This window comes from Streptococcus sp. HMSC070B10 (genome assembly GCF_001808665.1).
Classification (GTDB): Bacteria; Bacillota; Bacilli; order Lactobacillales; family Streptococcaceae; genus Streptococcus.
This window is the reverse complement of the sequence record NZ_KV794214.1, coordinates 153611-178793: the sequence shown is the minus strand read 5'-3', so window position 1 is coordinate 178793 and position 25183 is coordinate 153611. Positions and strand designations below refer to the sequence as shown.

Sequence of the window (25183 nt, the reverse complement as noted above, 5' to 3'; positions counted from 1 at the left end):
TCGGTATTTTTCGGATTTTGGTCGGGGAATTGGCAGGGACTTTTTTAGGAAATATGACTAAGAAATAGGTCTGTTGTCGCTTCGGCTACTTCAAACTCAATTTGATTGTAAGTGACTGTTAATTGAAGGACTGGAACTGTTGTAATAATGATTTTGCTTGTCCAGTAGTGGCATATTAAATGAGGAGTGACATGTAAGATTGTCTCTTCGTTTACTAAATCAAAATTTCTATGAAATTGATAGAATCCCTAACTTTCTCTTAAACCTGAAAGTCTTGTTGTAAAGTGGTTAAAGCTTGAGAAGCTGAGGATGTAAAGTTTTGACAAATTTTGTGAACTGTGGGATAATAAAAGGGAATTAAGTATTGTGTCTATATCATAGGCTAGAAAAGACCCCAAGCTAACTTCCACATTAAGCTTGGGGTCTTTTTGACATTATTTGTCCTTGTTTAGCCATTTATCGACTAAGCGAAGAACGACACCGACCACAATTGGTCCGATGATAGTTTTAAGTATTGTATCCATCATGGGCTATCTCACCTTCTCTCGCAGGCGGTGTAGAAGTGCCGTAAAATATTATACCACATACATGCTAAAATCGGGAGTCACCCAATCAGGTGGCTTTTTTGTTTGTGGCTTGGTTTTTTGATATAATAGAGCCATGAGTAGAATTTTAGATAATGAGATAATGGGGGATGAGGAGTTAGTAGAACGCACGCTCCGTCCTCAGTACTTACGTGAATATATTGGGCAGGACAAGGTCAAGGACCAGCTCCAAATCTTTATTGAAGCTGCCAAAATGCGGGATGAAGCGCTGGATCATGTCCTCTTATTTGGGCCTCCAGGTTTGGGGAAGACGACTATGGCCTTTGTTATTGCCAATGAACTGGGAGTTAATCTCAAGCAGACGTCGGGTCCTGTTATCGAAAAAGCTGGTGATCTGGTAGCGATTTTGAATGACTTAGAGCCTGGGGATGTCCTCTTTATTGATGAAATTCATCGCTTGCCTATGTCGGTGGAAGAGGTGCTTTATAGTGCCATGGAGGACTTTTACATCGATATCATGATTGGTGCTGGTGAAGGCAGTCGCAGTGTTCATTTGGAGTTGCCACCTTTTACTTTGATTGGTGCGACGACTAGGGCTGGTATGCTCTCAAATCCGCTACGGGCACGTTTTGGGATTACAGGTCATATGGAGTATTATGCCCATGCTGATTTGACGGAAATTGTCGAGCGGACGGCAGATATTTTTGAGATGGAAATTACTCATGAGGCAGCATCTGAGTTAGCCTTACGTAGTCGTGGGACCCCTCGTATTGCCAATCGTCTCCTCAAGCGCGTGCGCGATTTTGCCCAGATAATGGGGAATGGGGTTATCGATGATCTTATTACCGATAAGGCTTTGACTATGCTGGATGTTGACCATGAAGGTTTGGACTATGTGGACCAAAAAATCCTTCGGACCATGATTGAGATGTACGGTGGTGGTCCTGTCGGATTAGGAACTCTTTCTGTTAACATAGCAGAAGAGCGTGAGACAGTTGAAGATATGTATGAGCCCTACTTGATTCAAAAAGGTTTTATCATGCGAACTCGTTCAGGACGAGTTGCGACCGCTAAGGCTTACGAACATTTGGGGTATGAGTATAATGAAAAATAAACAAGAAATTCTAGAAGCTTTCAGAGAAAATCCGGATATGATGGCTATTCTGACGATCATACGAGATCTTGGTCTGAAAGACTCGTGGTTGGCAGCAGGTTCTGTCAGAAATTTCATCTGGAATCTCTTGTCAGACAAATCACCTTTTGACTGTGAAACAGATGTTGATGTGATTTTCTTTGATCCAGATATTTCTTATGAGGAAACCTTGTCCCTAGAGAACAAGTTGAGAGCGGATTTTCCTCAGTACCAGTGGGAATTGAAAAATCAGGTCTATATTCACCAGCACAGTCCTCATACTGCGCCCTATACTAGCTCTCGTGATGCTATGAGTAAGTATCCAGAACGGTGTACGGCGGTTGGGCTTCGCTTGAATGAAGAATCCGATTTTGAACTCTATGCACCTTATGGTTTGGAGGATATTTTGAATTTTCAAGTTCGTCCAACTCCTCATTTTTTAGAGAATCAAGACCGAATGAAGCTCTATCAAACACGTCTATCCAAGAAAAATTGGCAAGAAAAATGGAAAAATTTGATTTTTAAAAATACTTAAGGAAACTTTAAGCTAGGAAGTGTATACTAAGTACATAAGTTAAGAAGACCTTAACTTAAACTCCTAAAACTTTTTCATAATAATCTCCCTATAAAAAATAGAGTCGCCCAATCAGGCGGCTTATTTTTTTGAAAACTGAGCCTGGTGCCTGAGAATAAATAGCTTAGTGATAGAAGAAAATAGGGAAATATGGTATAATGAAACGATAGATTTTTGAATAGGAATAAGATCATGTTTGGATTTTTTAAGAAAGATAAGGCTGTGGAAGTAGAAGTTCCGACCCAGGTTCCTGCTCATATCGGCATCATCATGGATGGCAATGGCCGTTGGGCTAAAAAACGTATGCAACCGAGAGTTTTTGGACACAAGGCGGGTATGGAAGCATTGCAAACTGTGACCAAGGCAGCAAACAAACTGGGCGTTAAGGTTATTACGGTCTATGCTTTTTCTACGGAAAACTGGACCCGTCCCGATCAGGAGGTCAAGTTTATCATGAACTTGCCCGTAGAGTTTTATGACCATTATGTCCCTGAACTGCATGCGAATAATGTTAAGATTCAAATGATTGGGGAGACAGACCGCCTGCCTAAGCAAACCTTTGAAGCTTTAACCAAGGCTGAGGAATTGACTAAGAACAACACAGGATTGATTCTTAACTTTGCCCTCAACTATGGTGGACGTGCTGAGATTACACAGGCGCTGAAGTTGATTTCCCAGGATGTTTTAGATGCCAAAATCAACCCAGGTGACATCACAGAGGAGTTGATCGGCAACTATCTCTTCACCCAGCATTTGCCTAAGGACTTACGAGACCCAGACTTAATTATCCGTACTAGTGGAGAATTGCGTTTGAGTAATTTCCTTCCATGGCAGGGAGCCTATAGTGAGCTCTATTTTACGGACACCTTGTGGCCTGATTTTGACGAGGCGGCCTTGCAGGAAGCCATTCTTGTCTACAATCGTCGTCATCGCCGATTTGGAGGAGTTTAGGAGGAAATATGACACAGGATTTACAGAAAAGAACCTTGTTTGCAGGGATTGCCCTGGCTATTTTCCTACCAATTTTAATGATTGGGGGACTCTTGCTTCAGATAGCAATTGGAATCATAGCCATGCTAGCCATGCATGAACTTTTGAAGATGAGAGGTCTAGAGACCATGACGATAGAGGGGCTCTTAACCCTCTTTGCAACCTTTGCCTTGACCATTCCCTTGGAGAATTACCTGACTTTTTTGCCAGTTGATGGGAATGTGGTTGCCTATAGTGTTTTGATTTCAATTATGTTAGGAACGACCGTTTTTAGCAAGTCCTATACGATTGAGGACGCTGTTTTCCCTCTTGCTATGAGTTTCTATGTAGGCTTTGGATTTAATGCTTTACTAGATGCTCGCGTTGCAGGTTTAGATAAGGTTCTATTGGCCTTGTGTATCGTCTGGGCTACCGACAGTGGTGCCTATCTTGCTGGGATGAACTTTGGGAAACGGAAACTGGCTCCAACGGTTTCTCCAAATAAAACCTTTGAGGGTGCCTTGGGTGGCATTTTAGGTGCTATTTTAGTAACCATCATCTTTATGATGGTTGACAATACAGTTGCTCTTCCGTATGGAATTTACAAGATGTCAGTCTTTGCTATTTTCTTTAGCATTGCTGGACAATTTGGTGATTTACTAGAAAGTTCGATCAAGCGTCACTTTGGTATTAAGGATTCTGGGAAATTTATCCCTGGACATGGTGGTGTTTTGGATCGTTTTGATAGTATGTTGCTTGTATTTCCAATCATGCACCTATTTGGGCTCTTTTAATCAAAAGACGGAGGAAATACTATGCTCGGAATTTTAACCTTTATTCTGGTTTTCGGGATTATTGTGGTGGTGCACGAGTTCGGGCACTTCTACTTTGCCAAGAAATCAGGAATTCTAGTGCGTGAATTTGCCATTGGCATGGGCCCCAAGATCTTTGCTCATATTGGCAAGGATGGAACGGCCTATACCATTCGCATCTTGCCTCTGGGTGGCTATGTTCGAATGGCTGGTTGGAGTGATGATACAACTGAAATCAAGACAGGAACTCCTGTCAGTTTGACGCTTACTGATGATGGTAAGGTTAAACGCATCAATCTCTCAGGTAAAAAATTGGATCAAACGTCTCTTCCTATGCAGGTGACCAAATTTGACTTTGAAGACAAGCTCTTTATCAAAGGACTGGTTCTGGAAGAAGAAAAAACATTTGCAGTGGATCACGATGCAACAGTTGTGGAAGCAGATGGAACTGAGGTTCGAATTGCTCCTTTGGATGTGCAATATCAAAATGCGACTATCTGGGGGAAACTGATTACTAACTTTGCAGGTCCTATGAACAACTTTATCTTAGGTGTCGTTGTTTTTTGGATTTTAATCTTTATGCAGGGTGGTGTCAGAGATGTTGATACCAACCAGTTCCATGTCATGCCCCAAGGGGCTTTGGCTAAGGTAGGAGTGCCAGAAACGGCTCAAATTACCAAGATTGGCTCACATGAGATTAACAACTGGGAAAGCTTGATTCAGGCTGTGGAAACAGAAACTAAAGATAAGACGGCCCCGACCTTGGATGTGACTATTTCTGAAAAGGGCAGTGATAAACAAGTCACTGTTACTCCTGAAGAAAATCAAGGCCGTTACCTTCTAGGTGTTCAACCGGGAATTAAGTCAGACTTTCTATCTATGTTTGTAGGTGGTTTCACAACTGCTGCTGACTCGGCTCTCCGAATTCTATCGGCTCTGAAAAATCTGATTTTCCAACCGGATTTGAACAAGCTAGGTGGACCTGTTGCCATCTTTAAGGCAAGTAGTGATGCTGCTAAAAATGGAATTGAAAATGTCTTGTACTTCTTGGCAATTATTTCCATCAATATCGGGATTTTTAATCTTATTCCGATTCCAGTATTGGATGGTGGTAAGATTGTGCTCAATATCCTAGAAGCTATCCGCCGCAAACCATTGAAACAAGAAATTGAAACCTATGTCACCTTGGCCGGAGTGGTCATCATGGTTGTCTTGATGATTGCTGTGACTTGGAATGACATTATGCGACTCTTTTTTAGATAATCGAGGAATATTATGAAACAAAGTAAAATGCCTATCCCAACGCTTCGCGAAATGCCAAGCGATGCTCAAGTTATCAGCCATGCTCTTATGTTGCGAGCTGGTTATGTTCGCCAAGTTTCAGCAGGTGTTTATTCTTACTTACCACTTGCCAACCGTGTGATTGAAAAAGCCAAAAATATCATGCGCCAAGAGTTTGATAAGATTGGTGCCGTTGAGATGTTGGCTCCTGCCCTTCTTAGTGCAGAATTGTGGCGCGAATCAGGTCGTTACGAAACTTATGGTGAAGACCTTTACAAGCTAAAAAACCGTGAAAAATCAGACTTCATCTTAGGTCCAACTCACGAAGAAACCTTTACAGCTATTGTTCGTGATTCTGTTAAGTCTTACAAGCAATTGCCACTCAACCTTTATCAAATCCAACCTAAGTATCGTGATGAAAAACGCCCACGTAATGGACTTCTTCGTACACGTGAGTTTATCATGAAGGATGCTTACAGTTTCCACGCTAACTATGATAGTTTGGACAGTGTTTATGATGAGTACAAGGCTGCCTATGAGCGTATTTTCACTCGTAGTGGCTTAGACTTCAAGGCTATCATCGGTGACGGTGGAGCTATGGGTGGTAAGGACAGCCAAGAATTTATGGCGATTACACCTGCCCGTACAGACCTTGACCGCTGGGTTGTCTTGGACAAGTCAGTTGCCTCATTTGACGAAATTCCTGCAGAAGTGCAAGAAGAAATCAAGGCAGAATTGCTTAAATGGATGGTTTCTGGTGAAGATACCATCGCTTACTCAAGTGAGTCTAGCTATGCGGCTAACTTGGAAATGGCAACAAACGAGTACAAACCAAGCAACCGTGTTGTCGCTGAAGAAGAAGTAACTCGGGTTGCAACACCAGATGTTAAATCAATCGATGAAGTTGCAGCCTTTCTGAACGTTCCAGAAGAACAAACGATCAAAACCCTCTTCTACATGGCAGATGGTGAGCTTGTTGCAGCCCTCCTAGTTGGGAATGACCAGCTCAACGAAGTCAAGTTGAAAAACCATTTGGGAGCAGATTTCTTTGACGTTGCTAACGAAGAAGAAGTGTCAAACGTTGTTCAAGCAGGATTTGGTTCACTTGGCCCAGTTGGTTTGCCAGAAAATGTTAAAATCATCGCAGACCGTAAGGTGCAAGATGTTCGCAATGCAGTTGTGGGTGCTAACGAAGATGGCTACCACTTGACTGGTGTGAACCCAGGTCGTGATTTCACTGCAGAATATGTGGATATCCGTGAAGTTCGTGAGGGTGAAATTTCACCAGATGGACAAGGTGTTCTTAACTTTGCGCGTGGTATCGAAATTGGTCACATCTTCAAACTCGGTACTCGCTACTCAGCAAGCATGGGAGCAGATGTCTTGGATGAAAATGGCCGTGCTGTGCCAATTATCATGGGATGTTATGGTATCGGTGTCAGCCGTCTCCTTTCAGCAGTGATGGAGCAACACGCTCGTCTCTTTGTTAACAAAACGCCAAAAGGTGAATACCGTTACGCTTGGGGCATCAACTTCCCTAAAGAATTGGCGCCATTTGATGTGCACTTGATTACTGTCAATGTCAAGGACGAAGAAGCGCAAGCTCTGACAGAAAAACTTGAAGCAAGCTTGATGGGAGCTGGTTACGAAGTCTTGACAGATGACCGTAACGAACGTGTCGGAGTCAAATTCAGCGATAGCGATTTGATTGGGTTGCCAATCCGCATCACTGTTGGTAAAAAAGCAGCCGATGGTATCGTAGAAGTTAAAATCAAAGCGACTGGTGACACTATCGAAGTTCATGCAGATAATGTGCTCGAAACGCTTGAAATCCTCAGCAAGAAATAAAAACTATAATCAGAAGAAAAACAAGGAAAAAATGTAACTAGTTTTTACCTTGTTTTTTCTGTATAATGGGAAAAATGACTAGATAAAGAGGTAAATGTATGCTAAGATTTCCAAAGGATTTTGTCTGGGGATCCTCCACTTCTGGGCCGCAGACAGAAGGGCGTGTAGCTGGTGACGGTAAGGGAGATAATCTCTGGGATTACTGGTACCAAGTGGAGCCAAATCGTTACTATAATGGGATTGGTCCAGATAAGACATCGACTTTTTATGAAAATTGGGAACAGGATATCGAGCTTTTGTTAGAGACTGGTCACACAGCCTTTCGGACTTCTATTCAGTGGTCACGGATTTTTCCACAAGGCTGTGGAAAAGTCAACCCTCAAGGTGTGGATTTTTATCGTAAGGTCTTTGAGGCTATTAAGGCTAAGGGGATTCGTCTGTTAGTTAATCTCTACCATTTTGATTTGCCTTTTGCTCTTCAAGAAGCTGGTGATGGTTGGGAAAATAAGGCGACTGTTTCAGCTTATGAAGACTATGCTCGTTTTTGTTTTGAGACTTATGGAGATTTAGTGGATCAATGGATTACCTTTAACGAGCCAATCGTTCCAGTAGAATTTGGCTATTTTTACGATGCCCATTATCCACATAAGGTGGATGCAGAGGCAGCCGTTAAAGTAGCTTATCATACACAATTGGCCAGCAGTCGGGCGGTTAAGGCCTGTCATGAACTCTTGCCTGATTCCAAGATTGGGATTGTCTTAAACTTGACACCGGCTTATCCACGTAGCCAGCATCCTGCTGATGTCAAGGCAGCTCGGATTGCGGACCTTTTTCAGGCCCAATCTTTCTTAGATCCGTCTGTTTTGGGGACTTATCCACAGGAGTTGGTAGAAATCTTACATGAATACGGTCTCTTGCCTGATGCTACAGAGGAGGAGTTGGAACTCATTCGTGACAATACGGTGGATTTCCTTGGTGTTAACTACTATCAACCTTTGCGTGTTATGGCACCTCGATTTGCTAAGAATCCAGAGAGTCCTCTCTTGCCAGAACATTTTTACGAGCCTTATGTGATGCCTGGACGTAAAATCAATCCTCATCGTGGCTGGGAGATTTATGAACAAGGGATTTATGACATTGCCAAAAATATCAAGGAAAATTATGGCAATATTGAGTGGATGTTGACAGAGAATGGTATGGGTGTTGAAGGGGAAGAAAAATTCCGTGAGAATGGAATGATTCAAGATGATTATCGTATTGACTTTGTAAAAGGTCATCTTCGCGAACTTCACCGTGCTATTGAAGATGGAGCTAACTGTAAAGGATACTTAATCTGGACCTTTATTGATTGTTGGTCATGGCTCAACAGCTATAAAAATCGCTATGGTTTGGTCGAATTAGACTTGGCAACTCAAGAACGTCGTCTGAAGAAATCAGGGCACTGGTTCAAGGAGTTAAGCGATAATAATGGATTTTAAAAAGGACTCTGACTGATTATCCTAATTGGTCAGAGTTTTTTTGATTTCAGGAAGTTGATTTGAACTATACCAATTTTTACTCTTGACAAGTGAAAGAAACAAGTATATACTGTTTTTGCTGATTCTGTAAAAGGGAAATCAGACTATACCAATTTTAAGGAGAAAGCACAGCTGGTCTGTGTCGTATATACTATGTGTGGAATTGTTGGTGTTGTTGGAAACACAAATGCAACTGATATTTTGATTCAAGGGCTTGAAAAGCTCGAATACCGCGGCTATGATTCTGCGGGAATTTTTGTCCTAGGTGGTGCTGAAAACCACCTGGTTAAGGCGGTTGGTCGTATCGCAGAATTGTCTGCCAAGACAGCTGGTGTTGAGGGAACAACTGGTATCGGACATACTCGTTGGGCAACTCACGGGAAACCAACTGAAGACAATGCTCACCCACATCGCTCTGAGACTGAACGTTTTGTCTTGGTTCACAACGGGGTGATTGAGAACTACCTTGAAATCAAGGAAGAATACCTTTCGGGACACCACTTTAAGGGGCAAACAGATACAGAAATTGCTGTTCACTTGATTGGGAAATTTGCGGAAGAAGAAGGTCTCTCAGTTCTTGAAGCCTTCAAAAAAGCTCTTCACATCATCCGTGGTTCTTATGCTTTTGCCTTGGTTGACTCACAAGATCCTGAAGTAATTTACGTAGCTAAGAATAAATCACCACTTTTGATTGGTCTTGGGGAAGGCTATAACATGGTCTGCTCAGATGCTATGGCTATGATTCGTGAGACCAACCAATACATGGAAATTCATGACCAAGAGTTGGTAATCGTCCAGGCTGATAGCGTGGAAGTTCAAGACTATGATGGTAACAGTCGTGAACGTGCTAGTTATACTGCAGAACTTGACTTGTCAGATATCGGTAAGGGAACTTATCCTTACTACATGCTTAAGGAAATTGATGAGCAACCAACTGTTATGCGTAAACTCATTCAAGCCTACACGGATGATGCTGGTCAAGTAGTGGTTGATCCTGCTATCATTAAGGCTGTTCAAGACGCAGACCGTATCTACATCCTTGCAGCTGGAACATCTTACCATGCAGGATTTGCTTCTAAGAAAATGTTGGAAGAATTGACGGATACACCAGTTGAACTTGGAATTTCATCTGAGTGGGGTTATGGTATGCCACTTCTCAGCAAGAAACCACTCTTCATCTTTATCAGTCAGTCTGGTGAAACAGCAGATAGCCGTCAGGTTTTGGTCAAGGCTAATGAAATGGGGATTCCGAGCTTGACAGTGACAAATGTCCCAGGTTCAACTCTTTCACGTGAAGCCAACCATACCATGCTCCTTCATGCGGGTCCTGAAATTGCCGTAGCCTCAACAAAGGCCTATACAGCGCAAATCGCAGCCCTTGCTTTCCTTGCAAAAGCAGTCGGAGAAGCAAATGCCAATGCTAAAGCTCAAGCCTTCGACCTGGTTCATGAGTTGTCAATCGTAGCTCAGTCTATCGAATCAACTCTTTCAGAGAAAGAAACCATTGAAGCCAAGGTTCGCGAGCTTCTTGAAACAACTCGTAACGCCTTTTACATCGGACGTGGTCAAGATTACTATGTAGCTATGGAAGCCAGTCTCAAACTCAAAGAGATTTCTTACATCCAGTGTGAAGGCTTTGCGGCAGGAGAACTCAAGCACGGAACGATTGCCTTGATTGAAGAAGGAACTCCTGTCTTGGCCCTCTTGTCAGATCCAGTCCTTGCCAACCACACTCGTGGAAATATCCAAGAGGTCGCAGCCCGTGGTGCCAAGGTTCTCACTATCGCAGAAGAAAATGTTGCTAAAGATACAGATGATATCGTTCTTACGAACGTACACCCTTACCTCTCACCAATCTCAATGGTCGTACCAACACAATTGGTCGCTTACTTTGCAACACTTCACCGTGGCCTTGATGTGGACAAACCACGTAACCTTGCTAAATCAGTAACGGTAGAATAAGCTAAAAAAGTCTAGTTATCTAGGCTTTTTCTTGTGAGCAAATCGGTTGCTTGGGCTCAAGATTCGTGTTAGAATAATTTTTCAAATTGAAGGACAGAGGTAGAGAAGGAGAATCACCATGGTAGAATTGGGAATTTCAACATTTGGGGAAACAACGGATCTTGAAGGGACTGGACAGACTTACAGTCATGCTGAACGCATTCGCCAGTTAGTGGCAGAGATTGAACTGGCTGACAAGGTTGGTTTGGACGTGTATGGGATTGGCGAGCACCATCGAGAGGATTTTGCAGTATCTGCGCCAGAGATTATTCTGGCTGCTGGGGCAGTTAATACCAATAAAATCCGTTTGACCAGTGCAGTCAGCATACTCTCGAGCATGGACCCTATTCGTTTGTTTCAACAGTATGCCACTATCGACGCTTTGTCAAATGGACGAGCGGAGATTATGGCTGGGAGAGGCTCTTTTACGGAATCATTTCCCTTGTTTGGCCATGATTTGAAAGACTATGAAGCTCTTTTTGATGAGAAATTAGATTTGCTTCAATTAGTCAATGAACAGACCAAGCTAGACTGGCAAGGTCGATTGACTCAAACGATTGCTGGCAAAGAAGTCTATCCTCGTCCAGTTCAGGGCAAATTGCCCTTGTGGATAGCGACAGGTGGTCATGTCGAATCAACAGTGAAGATTGCTCAGGCAGGCTTACCGATTGTCTATGCTATTATTGGTGGCAATCCGCGTTATTTTAAAAAGTTGATTCAGGCTTATCGTGAGATTGGGAGCGAAGCGGGCCATGCCAGTCATGAGCTGAAGGTCGGAGCCCATTCTTGGGGTTGGATTGCTGAGGATGGCGAGCAGGCGGTAAAAGAATATTTCCATCCGACCAAGCAAGTAGTGGATGCTATTTCCAAAGACCGTCCACACTGGCAGGAATTGCGTTATGAACAATATTTGGAGCAAGTTGGACCAAATGGAGCCATGTTTGTGGGTAATCCTGATCAGGTAGCAGAAAAATTGATTCGCATGATTGAGGATTTAGGCTTGGACCGCTTTATGTTGCACCTACCGCTTGGTTCTATGCCACATGAACAAGTTCTGAGAGCCATCGAACTTTTTGGCACTCAAGTTGCACCAAAAGTTCGGGCTTACTTTGCCATGAAAGAGGCTAAATAAAAAATCCTAATCAGGTTTATTATGACGGCAAATATTGTGCAAAAATCAATCCCCCGAGCGTTAAGGCTTGGGGGATAGTTCTATAGGAGGGCTAGTTTAGTTCTCTTTTTTGTTTTTTAGCAAGAACCCGAGACCTAGAAGAGCAAGGAGACTAATTCCTGCAAACATGAGTTTATGATCATTTTTGGTTCCTGTATTTGGTAGTTCAGCTTGCGAATCAGTTGTAGCTTGGCTAGGTTTATGATCTGCATCTGCTACTTTTGCATCTGGTTTTGCAGAATCAGGTTTAGCCTGTGGAGCTGGATTTTGATGTTCCGGTTTGACGACTCGGTTTGGAGTATTGACTTGACCGTTATTTTGACCTTGCTCTTGTGTTAAGCTAGAAAGATCAAATTCTGGTTTTTCTTCCACAGCTGGGGCAACGATGGCACCGCCTTGAGAGATTCGAAGAACAGTGGCTGTAAGGGCATTTAATTTCAAGCCTTTTTCAGTCCATTCAAGCCCTTGAGGGTTGGCAATTCCGACTGGCCCTGCTTGGTTTTCATCTGCTAAAACTTCAGCATTTCTGAGGTGGGCAAAGGGAGTTCCTAAGTTAAATTCACGAGCTTTTTCGTCCGCATTGACAAAGACTGCATAGATATCTCCATTTGGAGCAGTGATTTGGTAGCCAATCACTACATCTTCTTTTTCCACACCATTTTGGCCTGGGACAGTGATGAGGTGGACACGGTCTTTGATATCTTGGAGACTCTTGAGTCGGAAGGCATCTGTAGATTGACGAAGGGCAATCAACCCTTTCATATAGTTACGGCTCTTGACATTTTCAGGGTAAGCTTTGCCATCTGTAGCCTTAGTCCAGTCAAACTTGTTGATGGCATCGCTAGAGTCGTAAGAGTCATGGATGAAGTAAGGATAGTCGAATGGATTGCCGTCTTTATCACGCAACAAGTGAGATTTGTTTGGAACCTTATCCTCTGCTACTGAGGTCTTGTAGGCTGGGTCACGGAATTGTTTGGTACGTCCGTATTCCTGACCAGAGTGGATAAATGGAGTTCCTTGAGCTGTTAAGACCATGAGATTTCCAAGTCGCAAACGGCGGTGGATTTCAGCATAGTTTTCAGCCTTGCTTGGGTCTTTTTTGATAGACTGAGCAATAATGTCAAAGAGGGTCAAGTTATCATGGGCTGCGATGTACTGGATAACATCTCCAGGACTATCTGCTTCAAAGTTGGTTGGCTGAGCAATCAGATTTTTAAAGATAGTGTTGATATCACGCTTGCCACCTGTGATAAAGGCAGGTTGACCTTCGTTTGGATAACCAGACTTGAGGTTGTTACGGATGTCATCTGAGAAGACTGCGACAGTATCGGTATGTTTCATCCAATCTTGGTCAGCAGCTCTAGTAGGCATATTTTCATCACCAGCATAGGTTCTCCAACCTTCACCCAGCATGATGAGGTTTGGATTGAGGGCGCGTGCAGCCTTGTAAGCTTCTTCGATAGAAGCGGCATCATGGTCTCCCATCATATCGAAGCGGAATCCATCCACTTTGTAGGTATCAACTAGGTATTTGATAGAGTCAACTAGGAGACGTTTGGTCATATGGTGGGTTGTCCCCAAGCGTCCACCACCAAAGCTAGTTCGAGGTGTGCCATCAGCATCCATAAAGTGGTAGTAATTTGGCTCTAGGTCTTCAAAGATATCGACTTTGGCTGTGTGGTTATAAACGACATCTAGGATAGCTCCCATGCCACGTTTGTGGATTTCGTTGATGAGGTTTTTAAATTCTGCGATTCGTTTCTCTGGATTCTTAGGGTCGCTTGAGTACATACCAGTCAAGGAGAAGTAGTTTTGAGGGTCATATCCCCAGTTGTAGTTGCTGTTGCTTGAAGCATAGTCAGATAAGCGTTCGTGGTTCTTCAACTCATTGACAAAGTAGTAAGACAAGACTGGAAGGAGCTGGATGTGGGTTACACCCAAGTTTTTGAGATAGTCTAGTTTTTCGATAAAGGCTTCAAAGGTACCAAATGGCTTAGTCAAATCTTTTGCGATGGCAGGATCTGAAGTGAAGTCACGCACATGAGCTTCATAGATGACAGCATCTTCGCGCGATTTGAAGTTGCGAATCTTACCATAAGTCAAGTCTTGAGGTCCTAGTTTAGCTGGATCTACAAAGGCAGCTTTAGCAACTTTATGGGCATCGTCAATCTTGGCATCGTCACTATTCCAAGCAGCGAGGGATTTAGCGTAAGGATCGAGTGCAAGAACAGTTTTACCTTGGCGCTCGATTTGGTAGTGGTAGTAGTAGCCAGTGTAATTGCTGATGCCGAGACCAGAGTTTTCATTCAGAGTTTGTTTCCAGGTTCCTTTTTCACCTTTTTCAAGAGCGACAGTTCCAACCACTTTTTCAGGGTTATTCTTGTCGTAGACAACAACAGAAACCTTATCAGCACTTGGTGACCATAGAGTTAAATCAACCTGTTTTCCTTCTTCTTTGAGGTCAGCTCCAAGTTTACCATCATAGCTGTAAGTCTCATCTTTAAGACGCCAGCTTGTTTTGGTAGTGAATTTGTCAGAGTTGTAGCTAACGGTATAAGGATGTTTTGTGTCAGAGAAATCTCCGCTGTAGGTCACTTTCTTACCAGCCTCATCGATTGTAACGTCAGTGATAGTTACTTTGTTTCCTAGATGATTAGTGATGCTGGAGTGTTTGAGGATATCTTCTTTTTTAGCACCGACAAGTGTTGAAAAACTACTCTCAATGCTAGAAGTGCCTACGTGTTGGGCTCCTGTCATACGGATATCGTGCACATAGTAGGGGTTGGTGTAGATGGTTTCGTCATCATCTTTTAGGAAAATTTGGCTATGATTTTTCAAATCTGTGAACTTATAATCTTCTTTACGGATTTTCACATCGTCTCCTTGTTTGTTTCTGTCTAGTAATAAAAATCCAAGATCTTTTGCTGCATCTTTGAGTGGAATATCAATATAGCGACCATATTTGCCTGTAGCCGTAAAGTCTGTTCCGTTAGGCCATTCACCACTACTTGGATTTTTCACATCTCCCCAGTACCAGAGAGATTTCTTGTCATAGTTGCCATCTGTACGGTAGTAGTTGACGCGAATAGTTCCTGCAGGTTGTGGCTCGTAAGAGAAAACCTTGTGATCTTGGTCCAACCAAGACTCATTCATCTTTGGTGACAGTTTTTCTACCGATTTATCGCCGGTTAGATTTTTCCCAGCTGTATTATTGATGAGGAAGCTGATTTTCTTGGCTTGTTCTCCCTTTAATTTGACATCTAGGTAGTAGCCGTAGTCATCTTTTTTGGCATCCTTAAAGGACAAGGCACCGTTAGGCCAGTTTTCAGAAGGTTTTTCAACATCGTCCCAAGTCCATAGTCCTTGAGCATCCTTGTTTTCCTCAGGAAGTTTTTTGACATGGATACGGAAGTAGTTGTCTTCGATTGGCTCTTCTGCCTTAGTTTCAGTCGTTACTGGACTCGTAGAAGTAGTTGGCTCATTTGAACGATCTTTCCCGGTTTGTGGTGCTGAATCGGCGGGAGTTGCAGCAGGAGTTGTTGAATCTGTTGCAGGTTTTTCTTCTTTTTTCTCTAAGGAAGCGTTTGCATTCTCGGGTGCAGAAAGATCACTTTCTTGCTTACCAGTGCTCGCTGCTGTATCAGTAAGAGGTTGGGCAAGGGCAGTAGTAATTTCACTATTACTTGCGTTAGTGGTTGTAGTATTTTCCTTGGCTGAGATAGTTGGTGTAGCCATAGCAAGCAGAACAAGGCTTGCGCCGATAAGGACAGAACCAGTTCCGTTCTTGAGGGAACGGATGCTGTAAACCATTTTTTTCTCAGTTTGAGCAGGTGTTTTTCTCATAATCATTCTCCAATCAATAAATTTCTTTATCAGTATAGCACTTAGTAAAACGACATGCAAGCGTTTTCTTAAAATTAAACTAAAAGAAAAAATCGTAACAAATTTTGTTACGATTCAGCCAGTCTTTCTTTATGAATTTGAGAAGCCAGCAGGTGGAGGTGATGAAATAATTCTGAAGAAGAGAAGTTACGATTGTAGATAACTGGTTTAGGAGAGTTAGTGACAGGAAAGGTGGTGATCACAATATCGTGAGGGATTTGATTGAGAATTGAGAAAGAAATAGTAGATTCTTCCCAAGAATCAAAGAGATAGAGGTTGTTACCGTAGTGAGCAAGGGTGTCGATTAGGTTTTGTGCGTGATGGATATCCAAATGACTAATGACTAAAACTCGTATTTTGGGAAGTTTTTGAAGTAATTGGACTAAAATTCGCTGTCCTTGAATCGAAAAGGTGTAGACAAGTTCTTGTAGCTTACTTGGGTGATTTTCTAGCCCCATTTCAGTCAGATAAGATTGGAATTTGTGTTGACTTACTTCAAATAGTTTTGGAAATTCTGATTGATAATTGCTTAAAATCTGGGATTTTTGTTTGTCAAGAGACTGGTCATTGAGTAGATGGAAGAAATCAGATTGGGCAGTGTAGTGGAGGAGCCAAATCAATTCTTCTCGATTTTCAATCTGTAGGTGAAATTCTTTGGCTAGCTCTTCTAGGATTTGGCTCAATAGACGGTAGGATTTTTGAATGTGCTGAATATCCCCCAGTACTCCATTGTTAGGATTGTTTGTGAGTTGAGGAGACTTTACTGGGTTTGAAAATAGCTGTTCTAATGTCTCCTTTTTCGGTTCAAAATGGAGCTTTTTAGCCAGCATTTTGATATCTTGTTCAAACTGGGGAATCTGCATGAGGGAGCTATAATGACTGGTTAAGAGCGGAGTTGGATTTTCGATGAAACGTCCCTTATTTAACCGCTCCAGATTGATGGCTAGGGTGTACTTGATTTGCCGTAGACTGCTGAGGTTGGGTGAAACTTGTTGTGCCTTTAAAAATAGCTGAATCAGCTGAGTGAGTGCTTCTTCAGAAATAGAAGGAAAGGGCCAATCAAGAAAGGTGTAACTTTGGCTAAAGTAGTTCAGATAAAAGGTGCGGATGTCCTCTTCTGCTCCCTCCATGACCAAAGGGGAAGGTTGGATACTGATATTGTAGTGTTGGGAAAGGAGTGTGTTTAGATGGTGGATGATTTCCTCAATCTGCACTGGATTAATCGAAAGTGCCTGACATATTTGATCAAGTGATTGTCCCTCTTTGAAAAACAGACAGTTCAAGAAAGAGTAGGTTGCAGATTGTTCAAAGATTGCAATTCGAGGATCCAAGGTATTTTGGAAGTCAAACTGTAATTGGATGCTTTTTTTCTTGACTGAATCAGGAGGTTTGGGAATAATTGCTCGAGACTAGAAAGATGTTCTTGCAATTCTTTTACTGGTAATTTCAAATTTTCTGCCAAAACTGGAATCTCTATCCAATCATGGCGTTTGGTTAATTCTTCCAGTAAGAATAGCAAGTCTTGTTCAGTTTTAGATAGCAAGATATTCATCATAAACCTCCATATATATTTATATATATTAAAAGAAAAGCCTAGTAAATTCAAGAAAAAACAGCCTATGATAAAATAGGAAAATCGTAATTTACCATATTTTTGTGAACTACTAAACTGAAAATGAAGTTTGCAAAGCGATCGTTGAATTTAATTTTTTTATAGGAAAAGATTTTGTCAAAAATTCGTCAATCCCCTTGAAAAATCTAGCTAAATAGGGTATAATATGAATAATCATTTGTCGTAGGTTTTGTCTGAAATATTGTCCAGACAAGGCTCACAGCAGTTAAATCTTCTGAAAAAGTCAGATTTAGCTGCTCTTTTTGTGCTTTTTTTTCAGGATTTTGAGTACTTGTAACGAAGACTTAAAGATTCTGAAAATTCATCAAGAGGACACGGTGATAGGGGTTTTAAAACCATATGACGATTAGAAAAGCCTGATTGACAAGGCTTGGAACTTATTTACAAAGGAGAATCATCTTGGCAGGACATGACGTTCAATACGGGAAACATCGTACCCGTCGTAGTTTTTCAAGAATCAAAGAAGTTCTTGACTTACCAAATTTGATTGAAATTCAAACTGACTCATTCAAAGATTTCCTAGACCACGGTCTGAAGGAAGTATTTGAAGATGTATTGCCAATTTCAAACTTCACAGACACAATGGAGTTGGAATTTGTTGGATATGAAATCAAGGAACCAAAATACACGCTAGAAGAAGCTCGTATCCACGATGCTAGCTATTCAGCACCAATTTTTGTAACCTTCCGCTTGATCAATAAAGAAACAGGCGAAATCAAGACCCAAGAAGTTTTCTTTGGTGATTTCCCAATCATGACAGAAATGGGTACTTTCATCATCAATGGTGGTGAACGTATTATCGTTTCGCAGTTGGTCCGCTCACCAGGTGTTTACTTTAACGATAAAGTTGATAAAAACGGTAAAGTGGGCTACGGTTCAACTGTTATCCCTAACCGTGGAGCTTGGTTGGAGCTTGAAAGCGACTCAAAAGACATCGCCTACACTCGTATCGACCGTACTCGTAAGATTCCATTTACAACCTTGGTTCGTGCCCTTGGTTTCTCAGGAGATGATGAAATCTTTGATATCTTCGGCGACAGCGAATTGGTTCGCAACACTGTTGAAAAAGATATCCACAAGAATCCAATGGACTCTCGTACAGACGAAGCCCTGAAAGAAATTTACGAACGCCTTCGTCCAGGTGAGCCTAAGACTGCTGAAAGCTCACGTAGCTTGCTTGTGGCTCGTTTCTTTGACCCACGCCGCTATGACTTGGCAGCAGTTGGTCGTTACAAAATCAATAAAAAACTCAATGTCAAAACACGCTTGCTCAACCAAACCATTGCGGAACCATTGGTAGACCCTGAAACTGGAGAAATTTTGGTAGAAGCTGGTACAATCATGACTCGTAGCGTGATTGAAAGCATTGAAAGCCATTTGGATGGCGACTTGAACAAGATTGTTTACATTCCAAATGATGCAGCGGTTGTGACTGAGCCAGTTGTTCTTCAAAAATTCAAGGTTGTTGCTCCAACTGATCCAGACCGCGTCGTAACTATTATTGGTAATGCCAATCCAGATGACAAGGTTCGTATCGTCACTCCTGCAGATATCCTTGCTGAAATGAGCTACTTCCTCAATTTGGCTGAAGGACTTGGTCGTGTAGATGATATCGACCACCTTGGAAACCGTCGTATCCGTGCGGTAGGTGAATTGCTTGCTAACCAAGTACGCCTTGGACTTTCTCGTATGGAACGTAATGTCCGTGAACGTATGTCTGTTCAGGATAACGAAGTCTTGACACCACAACAAATTATCAATATCCGTCCGGTAACAGCTGCGGTTAAAGAATTCTTTGGTTCATCACAGTTGTCACAGTTCATGGACCAACACAACCCGCTTTCTGAGTTGTCTCACAAACGCCGTTTGTCAGCCTTAGGACCTGGTGGTTTGACACGTGACCGTGCTGGATATGAAGTACGTGACGTGCACTATACTCACTATGGTCGTATGTGTCCAATCGAGACACCTGAAGGACCTAACATCGGTTTGATCAATAACTTGTCATCTTACGGGCACTTGAACAAGTATGGTTTTGTTCAAACACCATACCGTAAGGTTGATCGTGAAACAGGTGTTGTTACAAACGAAATCGTTTGGTTGACAGCCGATGAAGAAGATGAATTCACTGTAGCGCAGGCCAACTCTCGTCTTAACGAAGATGGAACCTTTGCTGAAAAAGTTGTCATGGGACGTCACCAAGGGGTCAACCAAGAGTATCCAGCTAACGTTGTTGACTACATGGACGTATCTCCAAAACAGGTAGTTGCCGTTGCGACAGCATGTATTCCTTTCTTGGAAAACGATGACTCCAACCGTGCCCTCATGGGTGCCAACATGCAACGTCAGGCTGTACCATTGATTGATCCAAAAGCACCCTACGTTGGTACTGGTATGGAATACCAAGCAGCCCACGACTCAGGAGCTGCTGTGATTGCTCAGTATGACGGTAAAGTTACCTATGCAGATGCTGACAAGGTAGAAGTTCGTCGTGAAGATGGTTCGTTGGACGTTTACCACATTCAAAAATTCCGTCGTTCAAACTCAGGTACTGCTTACAACCAACGTACGCTTGTTAAAGTTGGCGATGTCGTTGAAAAAGGCGATTTCATCGCTGACGGACCTTCTATGGAAAATGGAGAAATGGCGCTTGGACAAAACCCAATCGTTGCCTACATGACTTGGGAAGGTTACAACTTCGAGGATGCTGTTATCATGAGCGAACGCTTGGTTAAAGACGATGTCTACACATCTGTCCACCTTGAAGAATACGAATCAGAAACACGCGATACAAAGCTTGGGCCTGAAGAAATCACTCGTGAAATTCCAAACGTTGGGGAAGACGCTCTTAAAGACCTTGACGAAATGGGTATTATCCGTATCGGTGCTGAGGTTAAAGAAGGCGATATCCTTGTAGGTAAAGTAACACCTAAGGGTGAGAAAGATCTTTCAGCTGAAGAACGTCTCTTGCACGCTATCTTTGGAGATAAATCTCGTGAAGTGCGCGATACTTCTCTTCGTGTACCACACGGTGCTGATGGTGTCGTTCGTGATGTTAAGATCTTTACACGTGCAAATGGAGATGAATTGCAATCAGGTGTTAATATGCTGGTTCGCGTCTACATCGCTCAAAAACGTAAGATCAAGGTCGGAGATAAGATGGCCGGACGTCACGGAAATAAAGGGGTTGTCTCTCGTATCGTTCCTGTAGAAGACATGCCTTACCTTCCAGACGGAACTCCAGTCGACATCATGTTGAACCCACTTGGGGTACCATCACGTATGAATATCGGACAGGTTATGGAGCTCCACCTTGGTATGGCGGCTCGTACTCTTGGTATTCACATCGCAACACCAGTCTTTGACGGAGCAAGTTCTGAAGATCTTTGGTCAACCGTTAAAGAGGCAGGTATGGATAGCGATGCCAAGACAATCCTTTATGATGGACGTACTGGTGAACCGTTTGATAACCGTGTTTCTGTCGGAGTCATGTACATGATTAAACTCCACCACATGGTTGATGATAAATTGCACGCGCGTTCTGTCGGACCTTACTCAACTGTTACCCAACAACCACTCGGAGGTAAAGCTCAGTTTGGTGGACAACGTTTCGGTGAGATGGAGGTTTGGGCTCTAGAAGCCTACGGTGCGTCAAATGTCCTTCAAGAAATCTTGACTTACAAATCTGACGATATCAACGGACGATTGAAAGCTTATGAAGCTATTACAAAAGGAAAACCAATTCCAAAACCAGGTGTTCCAGAATCCTTCCGAGTTCTTGTCAAAGAATTGCAATCTCTTGGTCTTGACATGCGTGTCCTAGACGAAGATGACCAAGAAGTGGAACTTCGTGACTTGGATGAAGGAATGGACGAAGATGTCATCCACGTAGATGACCTTGAAAAAGCCCGCGAAAAAGCAGCCCAAGAGGCTAAAGCAGCCTTTGAAGCTGAAGAAGCTGAAAAAGCAACAAAAGCGGAAGCAACAGAAGAAGCTGCTGAACAAGAATAAGCAGTTCACTTAGAATAGAAAGGGAAGAAATAGTGGTTGATGTAAATCGTTTTAAAAGTATGCAAATCACCCTAGCTTCTCCAAGCAAAGTCCGTTCATGGTCTTATGGAGAAGTCAAAAAACCTGAAACAATCAATTACCGTACGTTGAAACCAGAACGTGAAGGGCTCTTTGATGAAGTTATCTTTGGTCCTACAAAAGACTGGGAATGTGCTTGTGGTAAGTACAAACGCATTCGTTACAGAGGGATTGTTTGTGACCGTTGTGGGGTTGAAGTAACGCGTACAAAAGTTCGTCGTGAGCGTATGGGGCACATCGAGTTGAAAGCTCCTGTATCTCACATCTGGTACTTCAAGGGGATTCCAAGTCGTATGGGCTTGACCCTTGATATGAGCCCTCGTGCCCTCGAGGAAGTTATCTACTTCGCAGCTTATGTGGTGATTGATCCAAAGGATACACCACTTGAGCACAAATCTATCATGACAGAGCGCGAATACCGTGAGCGCTTGCGTGAGTATGGTTATGGATCATTCGTTGCCAAGATGGGTGCCGAAGCCATCCAAGATCTTTTGAAACAAGTAGATCTTGAAAAAGAAATTGCTGAACTCAAAGAAGAGTTGAAAACAGCTACTGGACAAAAACGTGTCAAAGCTATCCGTCGTTTGGATGTTTTGGATGCCTTTTACAAGTCTGGAAACAAACCTGAATGGATGATTCTCAACATCCTTCCGGTTATTCCACCAGATCTTCGTCCAATGTTGCAGTTGGATGGTGGCCGTTTTGCCTCATCTGACTTGAACGACCTTTATCGTCGTGTTATCAACCGTAACAACCGTTTGGCTCGTTTGCTTGAGTTGAATGCACCAGGTATCATCGTTCAAAACGAGAAGCGTATGCTTCAAGAAGCGGTTGACGCTTTGATTGACAATGGTCGTCGTGGTCGTCCAATCACAGGACCAGGTAGCCGTCCACTGAAATCATTGAGCCACATGCTTAAAGGTAAACAAGGACGCTTCCGTCAAAACTTGCTCGGTAAACGTGTTGACTTCTCAGGACGTTCCGTTATCGCCGTTGGTCCAACGCTTAAGATGTACCAATGTGGTGTGCCACGTGAAATGGCGATTGAGCTCTTTAAACCATTTGTTATGCGTGAAATCGTTGCCCGTGATATCGTGCAAAACGTCAAAGCAGCTAAACGCTTGGTGGAACGTGGAGATGAGCGTATCTGGGATATCCTTGAAGAAGTAATCAAAGAACACCCAGTACTTCTTAACCGCGCACCGACCCTTCACCGTTTGGGTATCCAAGCCTTCGAGCCAGTCTTGATTGATGGTAAGGCCCTTCGCTTGCACCCACTTGTCTGTGAAGCCTACAATGCCGACTTTGACGGGGACCAAATGGCCATCCACGTACCGCTTTCAGAAGAAGCTCAAGCAGAAGCTCGTATCCTCATGCTCGCTGCTGAGCACATCTTGAACCCGAAAGATGGTAAACCAGTTGTTACCCCATCTCAGGACATGGTTTTGGGTAACTACTACTTGACTATGGAAGAAGCTGGTCGTGAAGGTGAAGGAATGGTCTTCAAGGACCGTGATGAAGCGGTTATGGCTTACCGTAATGGTTATGTTCACCTCCATTCACGTGTTGGTATTGCAACAGATAGCCTCAACAAACCATGGACAGAAGAGCAAAAACACAAGGTCTTGCTTACAACAGTTGGTAAAATCCTCTTCAACGACATCATGCCAGAGGGTCTACCATACTTGCAAGAACCAAACAATGCCAACTTGACAGAAGGCGTTCCAGCTAAATACTTCTTGCCACTTGGTGGAGATATCAAGGAAGCAATCAGCAATCTTGAACTTAACCCTCCATTCAAGAAGAAAAACCTTGGAAATATCATCGCTGAAATCTTCAAACGTTTCCGTACGACAGAAACTTCTGCCCTACTTGACCGCATGAAGAACCTCGGTTACCATCACTCAACTCTTGCAGGATTGACAGTGGGTATTGCCGATATCCCAGTAGTTGATGACAAGGCTGAAATCATTGAAGAATCACACAAACGTGTTGAACAAATCACAAAACAATTCCGTCGTGGTATGATCACAGACGACGAGCGTTACAATGCTGTTACAGCTGAATGGCGTGCTGCCCGTGAAAAACTTGAGAAACGATTGATTGCCAACCAAGATCCTAAGAACCCAATCGTTATGATGATGGATTCAGGAGCCCGTGGTAACATCTCAAACTTCTCACAGCTTGCCGGTATGCGTGGTCTGATGGCTGCTCCGAATGGACGTATCATGGAATTGCCAATTCTTTCAAACTTCCGTGAAGGTTTGTCAGTACTCGAAATGTTCTTCTCAACTCACGGTGCCCGTAAAGGTATGACCGATACGGCCCTTAAGACAGCCGACTCAGGTTACTTGACTCGTCGTTTGGTTGACGTTGCCCAAGACGTTATCATCCGTGAGGACGACTGTGGAACTGACCGTGGTCTCTTGATCCGCTCTATCGCAGAAGGAAAAGAGATGATCGAGTCTCTCGAAGAGCGTCTCAATGGTCGTTACACTAAGAAAACTGTTAAACATCCAGAAACTGGTGCAGTTATCATTGGTCCAAATGAGTTGATTACAGAAGACAAGGCGCGTGAAATTGTCAATGCTGGTGTGGAAGAAGTCACTATCCGCTCTGTATTTACATGTAACACTCGTCATGGTGTCTGCCGTCACTGTTATGGTATCAACTTGGCGACTGGTGATGCAGTTGAAGTTGGTGAAGCAGTTGGTACAATCGCTGCCCAATCTATCGGGGAACCTGGTACACAGCTTACAATGCGTACCTTCCACACGGGTGGGGTTGCCTCAAATACCGATATCACTCAGGGTCTTCCTCGTGTCCAAGAAATCTTTGAAGCCCGCAATCCTAAAGGGGAAGCGGTTATCACAGAGGTTAAAGGACAAGTTACAGCTATCGAAGAAGATGCATCAACTCGTACTAAGAAAGTCTTTGTTAAGGGTGAAACTGGCGAAGGGGAGTACGTCGTTCCATTTACAGCTCGTATGCGAGTTGAAGTTGGGGACCAAGTAGCGCGTGGTGCTGCTCTGACAGAAGGTTCTATCCAACCAAAACGTCTCCTTGCAGTCCGTGATGTCTTGTCAGTTGAAACGTACCTTCTTGGTGAAGTACAAAAAGTTTACCGTAGCCAAGGGGTAGAAATCGGTGACAAACACATCGAAGTAATGGTTCGTCAAATGATCCGTAAAGTTCGTGTCATGGATCCAGGTGACACAGATCTTCTCATGGGTACCCTCATGGATATCAATGACTTTACAGATGCCAACAAAGATGTTCTTATCGCAGGTGGAGTTCCAGCGACAGGTCGCCCAGTTCTTATGGGAATTACCAAAGCCTCGCTTGAAACAAACAGTTTCTTGTCAGCGGCTTCCTTCCAGGAAACAACTCGTGTCCTTACTGACGCGGCTATCCGTGGTAAGAAAGACCATCTCCTTGGACTTAAAGAAAATGTTATCATCGGTAAGATCATCCCAGCGGGTACTGGTATGGCCCGTTACCGTAACCTTGAACCACAGGCTATCAACGAAGAAGAATACCTTAATCCTCCAGTAGAGGAAGAAGGAAACGAAGAAACAACAGAAGTAGTTGTGGATACTGCCGTTGAAACTGTGGAAGAAACAGTAGAATAAAAGTAGATGAGAGAGCCTTCGGGTTCTCTTTCTCTTTTCTGAAAACTTTCTCCATTTTTCCATGAAATGTGGTAAAATAAAAGAAAGAAGCTGACAA

General features: G+C 43.1%; 15 protein-coding genes. 11 read left to right on the top strand and 4 right to left on the bottom strand.

Features of this window, described 5'->3' with window-relative positions; genetic code table 11:
• Positions 1–434: 434 nt before the first annotated feature.
• A complete protein-coding gene (locus HMPREF2613_RS08305; protein ID WP_000969509.1) occupies positions 435–527 on the bottom strand; it encodes a type I toxin-antitoxin system Fst family toxin in 93 nt (30 codons plus the stop codon).
• Positions 528–660: 133 nt separating this feature from the next.
• Here HMPREF2613_RS08305 and ruvB point away from each other — a divergent pair, with 133 nt between their 5' ends.
• The 9 genes from ruvB to HMPREF2613_RS08260 all read left to right on the top strand — a co-directional run bounded on the left by ruvB (position 661) and on the right by HMPREF2613_RS08260 (position 11811).
• Entirely contained in the window at positions 661–1659 is a 999-nt protein-coding gene (ruvB, locus tag HMPREF2613_RS08300; RefSeq protein ID WP_004242086.1) for a Holliday junction branch migration DNA helicase RuvB, read from the top strand.
• Entirely contained in the window at positions 1640–2212 is a 573-nt protein-coding gene (locus tag HMPREF2613_RS08295; RefSeq protein WP_070479999.1) for a nucleotidyltransferase family protein, read from the top strand. The genes ruvB and HMPREF2613_RS08295 overlap by 20 nt, the downstream gene beginning before the upstream one ends.
• A 231-nt stretch (positions 2213–2443) precedes the next feature.
• Positions 2444–3202 (top strand): isoprenyl transferase, encoded by a 759-nt coding sequence (locus HMPREF2613_RS08290; RefSeq protein WP_070479998.1) that lies wholly within the window; start codon positions 2444–2446, stop codon positions 3200–3202.
• Between the two features lie 8 nt (positions 3203–3210).
• The gene (locus HMPREF2613_RS08285; protein ID WP_070479997.1) at positions 3211–4014 is read left to right on the top strand and encodes a phosphatidate cytidylyltransferase; all 804 of its coding nucleotides are present in this window, start codon (positions 3211–3213) and stop codon (positions 4012–4014) included.
• Positions 4015–4035: 21 nt separating this feature from the next.
• On the top strand, positions 4036–5295 hold the full coding sequence (gene rseP, locus HMPREF2613_RS08280; protein WP_070479996.1) for an RIP metalloprotease RseP: 1260 nt from the start codon (positions 4036–4038) through the stop codon (positions 5293–5295).
• A 12-nt stretch (positions 5296–5307) separates the two neighbouring features.
• Complete coding sequence (locus HMPREF2613_RS08275; RefSeq protein ID WP_070479995.1) at positions 5308–7161, top strand: proline--tRNA ligase; 1854 nt, start codon at positions 5308–5310, stop codon at positions 7159–7161.
• Between the two features lie 98 nt (positions 7162–7259).
• The gene (gene bglA / locus HMPREF2613_RS08270; protein WP_070479994.1) at positions 7260–8639 is read left to right on the top strand and encodes a 6-phospho-beta-glucosidase; all 1380 of its coding nucleotides are present in this window, start codon (positions 7260–7262) and stop codon (positions 8637–8639) included.
• 192 nt (positions 8640–8831) lie between these two features.
• Complete coding sequence (gene glmS, locus HMPREF2613_RS08265; protein WP_070479993.1) at positions 8832–10640, top strand: glutamine--fructose-6-phosphate transaminase (isomerizing); 1809 nt, start codon at positions 8832–8834, stop codon at positions 10638–10640.
• Between the two features lie 118 nt (positions 10641–10758).
• A complete protein-coding gene (locus tag HMPREF2613_RS08260; protein ID WP_070479992.1) occupies positions 10759–11811 on the top strand; it encodes an LLM class flavin-dependent oxidoreductase in 1053 nt (350 codons plus the stop codon).
• A 96-nt stretch (positions 11812–11907) separates the two neighbouring features.
• On the opposite strand, the gene HMPREF2613_RS08255 is transcribed toward HMPREF2613_RS08260, so the two are convergent.
• The 3 genes from HMPREF2613_RS08255 to HMPREF2613_RS11815 all read right to left on the bottom strand — a co-directional run bounded on the left by HMPREF2613_RS08255 (position 11908) and on the right by HMPREF2613_RS11815 (position 17287).
• A complete protein-coding gene (locus tag HMPREF2613_RS08255) occupies positions 11908–15693 on the bottom strand; it encodes a pullulanase (RefSeq protein ID WP_070479991.1) in 3786 nt (1261 codons plus the stop codon).
• Between the two features lie 107 nt (positions 15694–15800).
• A complete protein-coding gene (locus HMPREF2613_RS08250) occupies positions 15801–17015 on the bottom strand; it encodes an AcpB/EbpR/MafR family transcriptional regulator (RefSeq protein ID WP_261674005.1) in 1215 nt (404 codons plus the stop codon).
• The gene (locus HMPREF2613_RS11815) at positions 17012–17287 is read right to left on the bottom strand and encodes a helix-turn-helix domain-containing protein (RefSeq protein WP_261673995.1); all 276 of its coding nucleotides are present in this window, start codon (positions 17285–17287) and stop codon (positions 17012–17014) included. The genes HMPREF2613_RS08250 and HMPREF2613_RS11815 overlap by 4 nt, the downstream gene beginning before the upstream one ends.
• A gap of 477 nt (positions 17288–17764) precedes the next feature.
• Here HMPREF2613_RS11815 and rpoB point away from each other — a divergent pair, with 477 nt between their 5' ends.
• Positions 17765–21376 (top strand): DNA-directed RNA polymerase subunit beta, encoded by a 3612-nt coding sequence (gene rpoB / locus HMPREF2613_RS08245; protein ID WP_070479990.1) that lies wholly within the window; start codon positions 17765–17767, stop codon positions 21374–21376.
• A 32-nt stretch (positions 21377–21408) separates the two neighbouring features.
• Positions 21409–25086 carry a DNA-directed RNA polymerase subunit beta' gene (gene rpoC, locus HMPREF2613_RS08240; protein ID WP_049487426.1) on the top strand — a complete coding sequence of 1226 codons (3678 nt, stop codon included), beginning with the start codon at positions 21409–21411 and terminating at the stop codon, positions 25084–25086.
• The last annotated feature ends 97 nt before the right edge of the window (positions 25087–25183 follow it).

Excerpts from the sequence above, each read along its gene's own strand:
- HMPREF2613_RS08290 (WP_070479998.1), top strand. The coding sequence starts at position 2,444 with ATGTTTGGATTTTTTAAGAAAGATAAGGCTGTGGAAGTAGAAGTTCCG.
- ruvB (WP_004242086.1), top strand. The coding sequence starts at position 661 with ATGAGTAGAATTTTAGATAATGAGATAATGGGGGATGAGGAGTTAGTA.
- HMPREF2613_RS08295 (WP_070479999.1), top strand. The coding sequence starts at position 1,640 with ATGAGTATAATGAAAAATAAACAAGAAATTCTAGAAGCTTTCAGAGAA.
- HMPREF2613_RS08305 (WP_000969509.1), bottom strand. The coding sequence starts at position 527 with ATGATGGATACAATACTTAAAACTATCATCGGACCAATTGTGGTCGGT.
- HMPREF2613_RS08260 (WP_070479992.1), top strand. The coding sequence starts at position 10,759 with ATGGTAGAATTGGGAATTTCAACATTTGGGGAAACAACGGATCTTGAA.
- HMPREF2613_RS08255 (WP_070479991.1), bottom strand. The coding sequence starts at position 15,693 with ATGAGAAAAACACCTGCTCAAACTGAGAAAAAAATGGTTTACAGCATC.
- HMPREF2613_RS08285 (WP_070479997.1), top strand. The coding sequence starts at position 3,211 with ATGACACAGGATTTACAGAAAAGAACCTTGTTTGCAGGGATTGCCCTG.
- bglA (WP_070479994.1), top strand. The coding sequence starts at position 7,260 with ATGCTAAGATTTCCAAAGGATTTTGTCTGGGGATCCTCCACTTCTGGG.
- HMPREF2613_RS08275 (WP_070479995.1), top strand. The coding sequence starts at position 5,308 with ATGAAACAAAGTAAAATGCCTATCCCAACGCTTCGCGAAATGCCAAGC.
- HMPREF2613_RS11815 (WP_261673995.1), bottom strand. The coding sequence starts at position 17,287 with ATGATGAATATCTTGCTATCTAAAACTGAACAAGACTTGCTATTCTTA.
- rseP (WP_070479996.1), top strand. The coding sequence starts at position 4,036 with ATGCTCGGAATTTTAACCTTTATTCTGGTTTTCGGGATTATTGTGGTG.
- glmS (WP_070479993.1), top strand. The coding sequence starts at position 8,832 with ATGTGTGGAATTGTTGGTGTTGTTGGAAACACAAATGCAACTGATATT.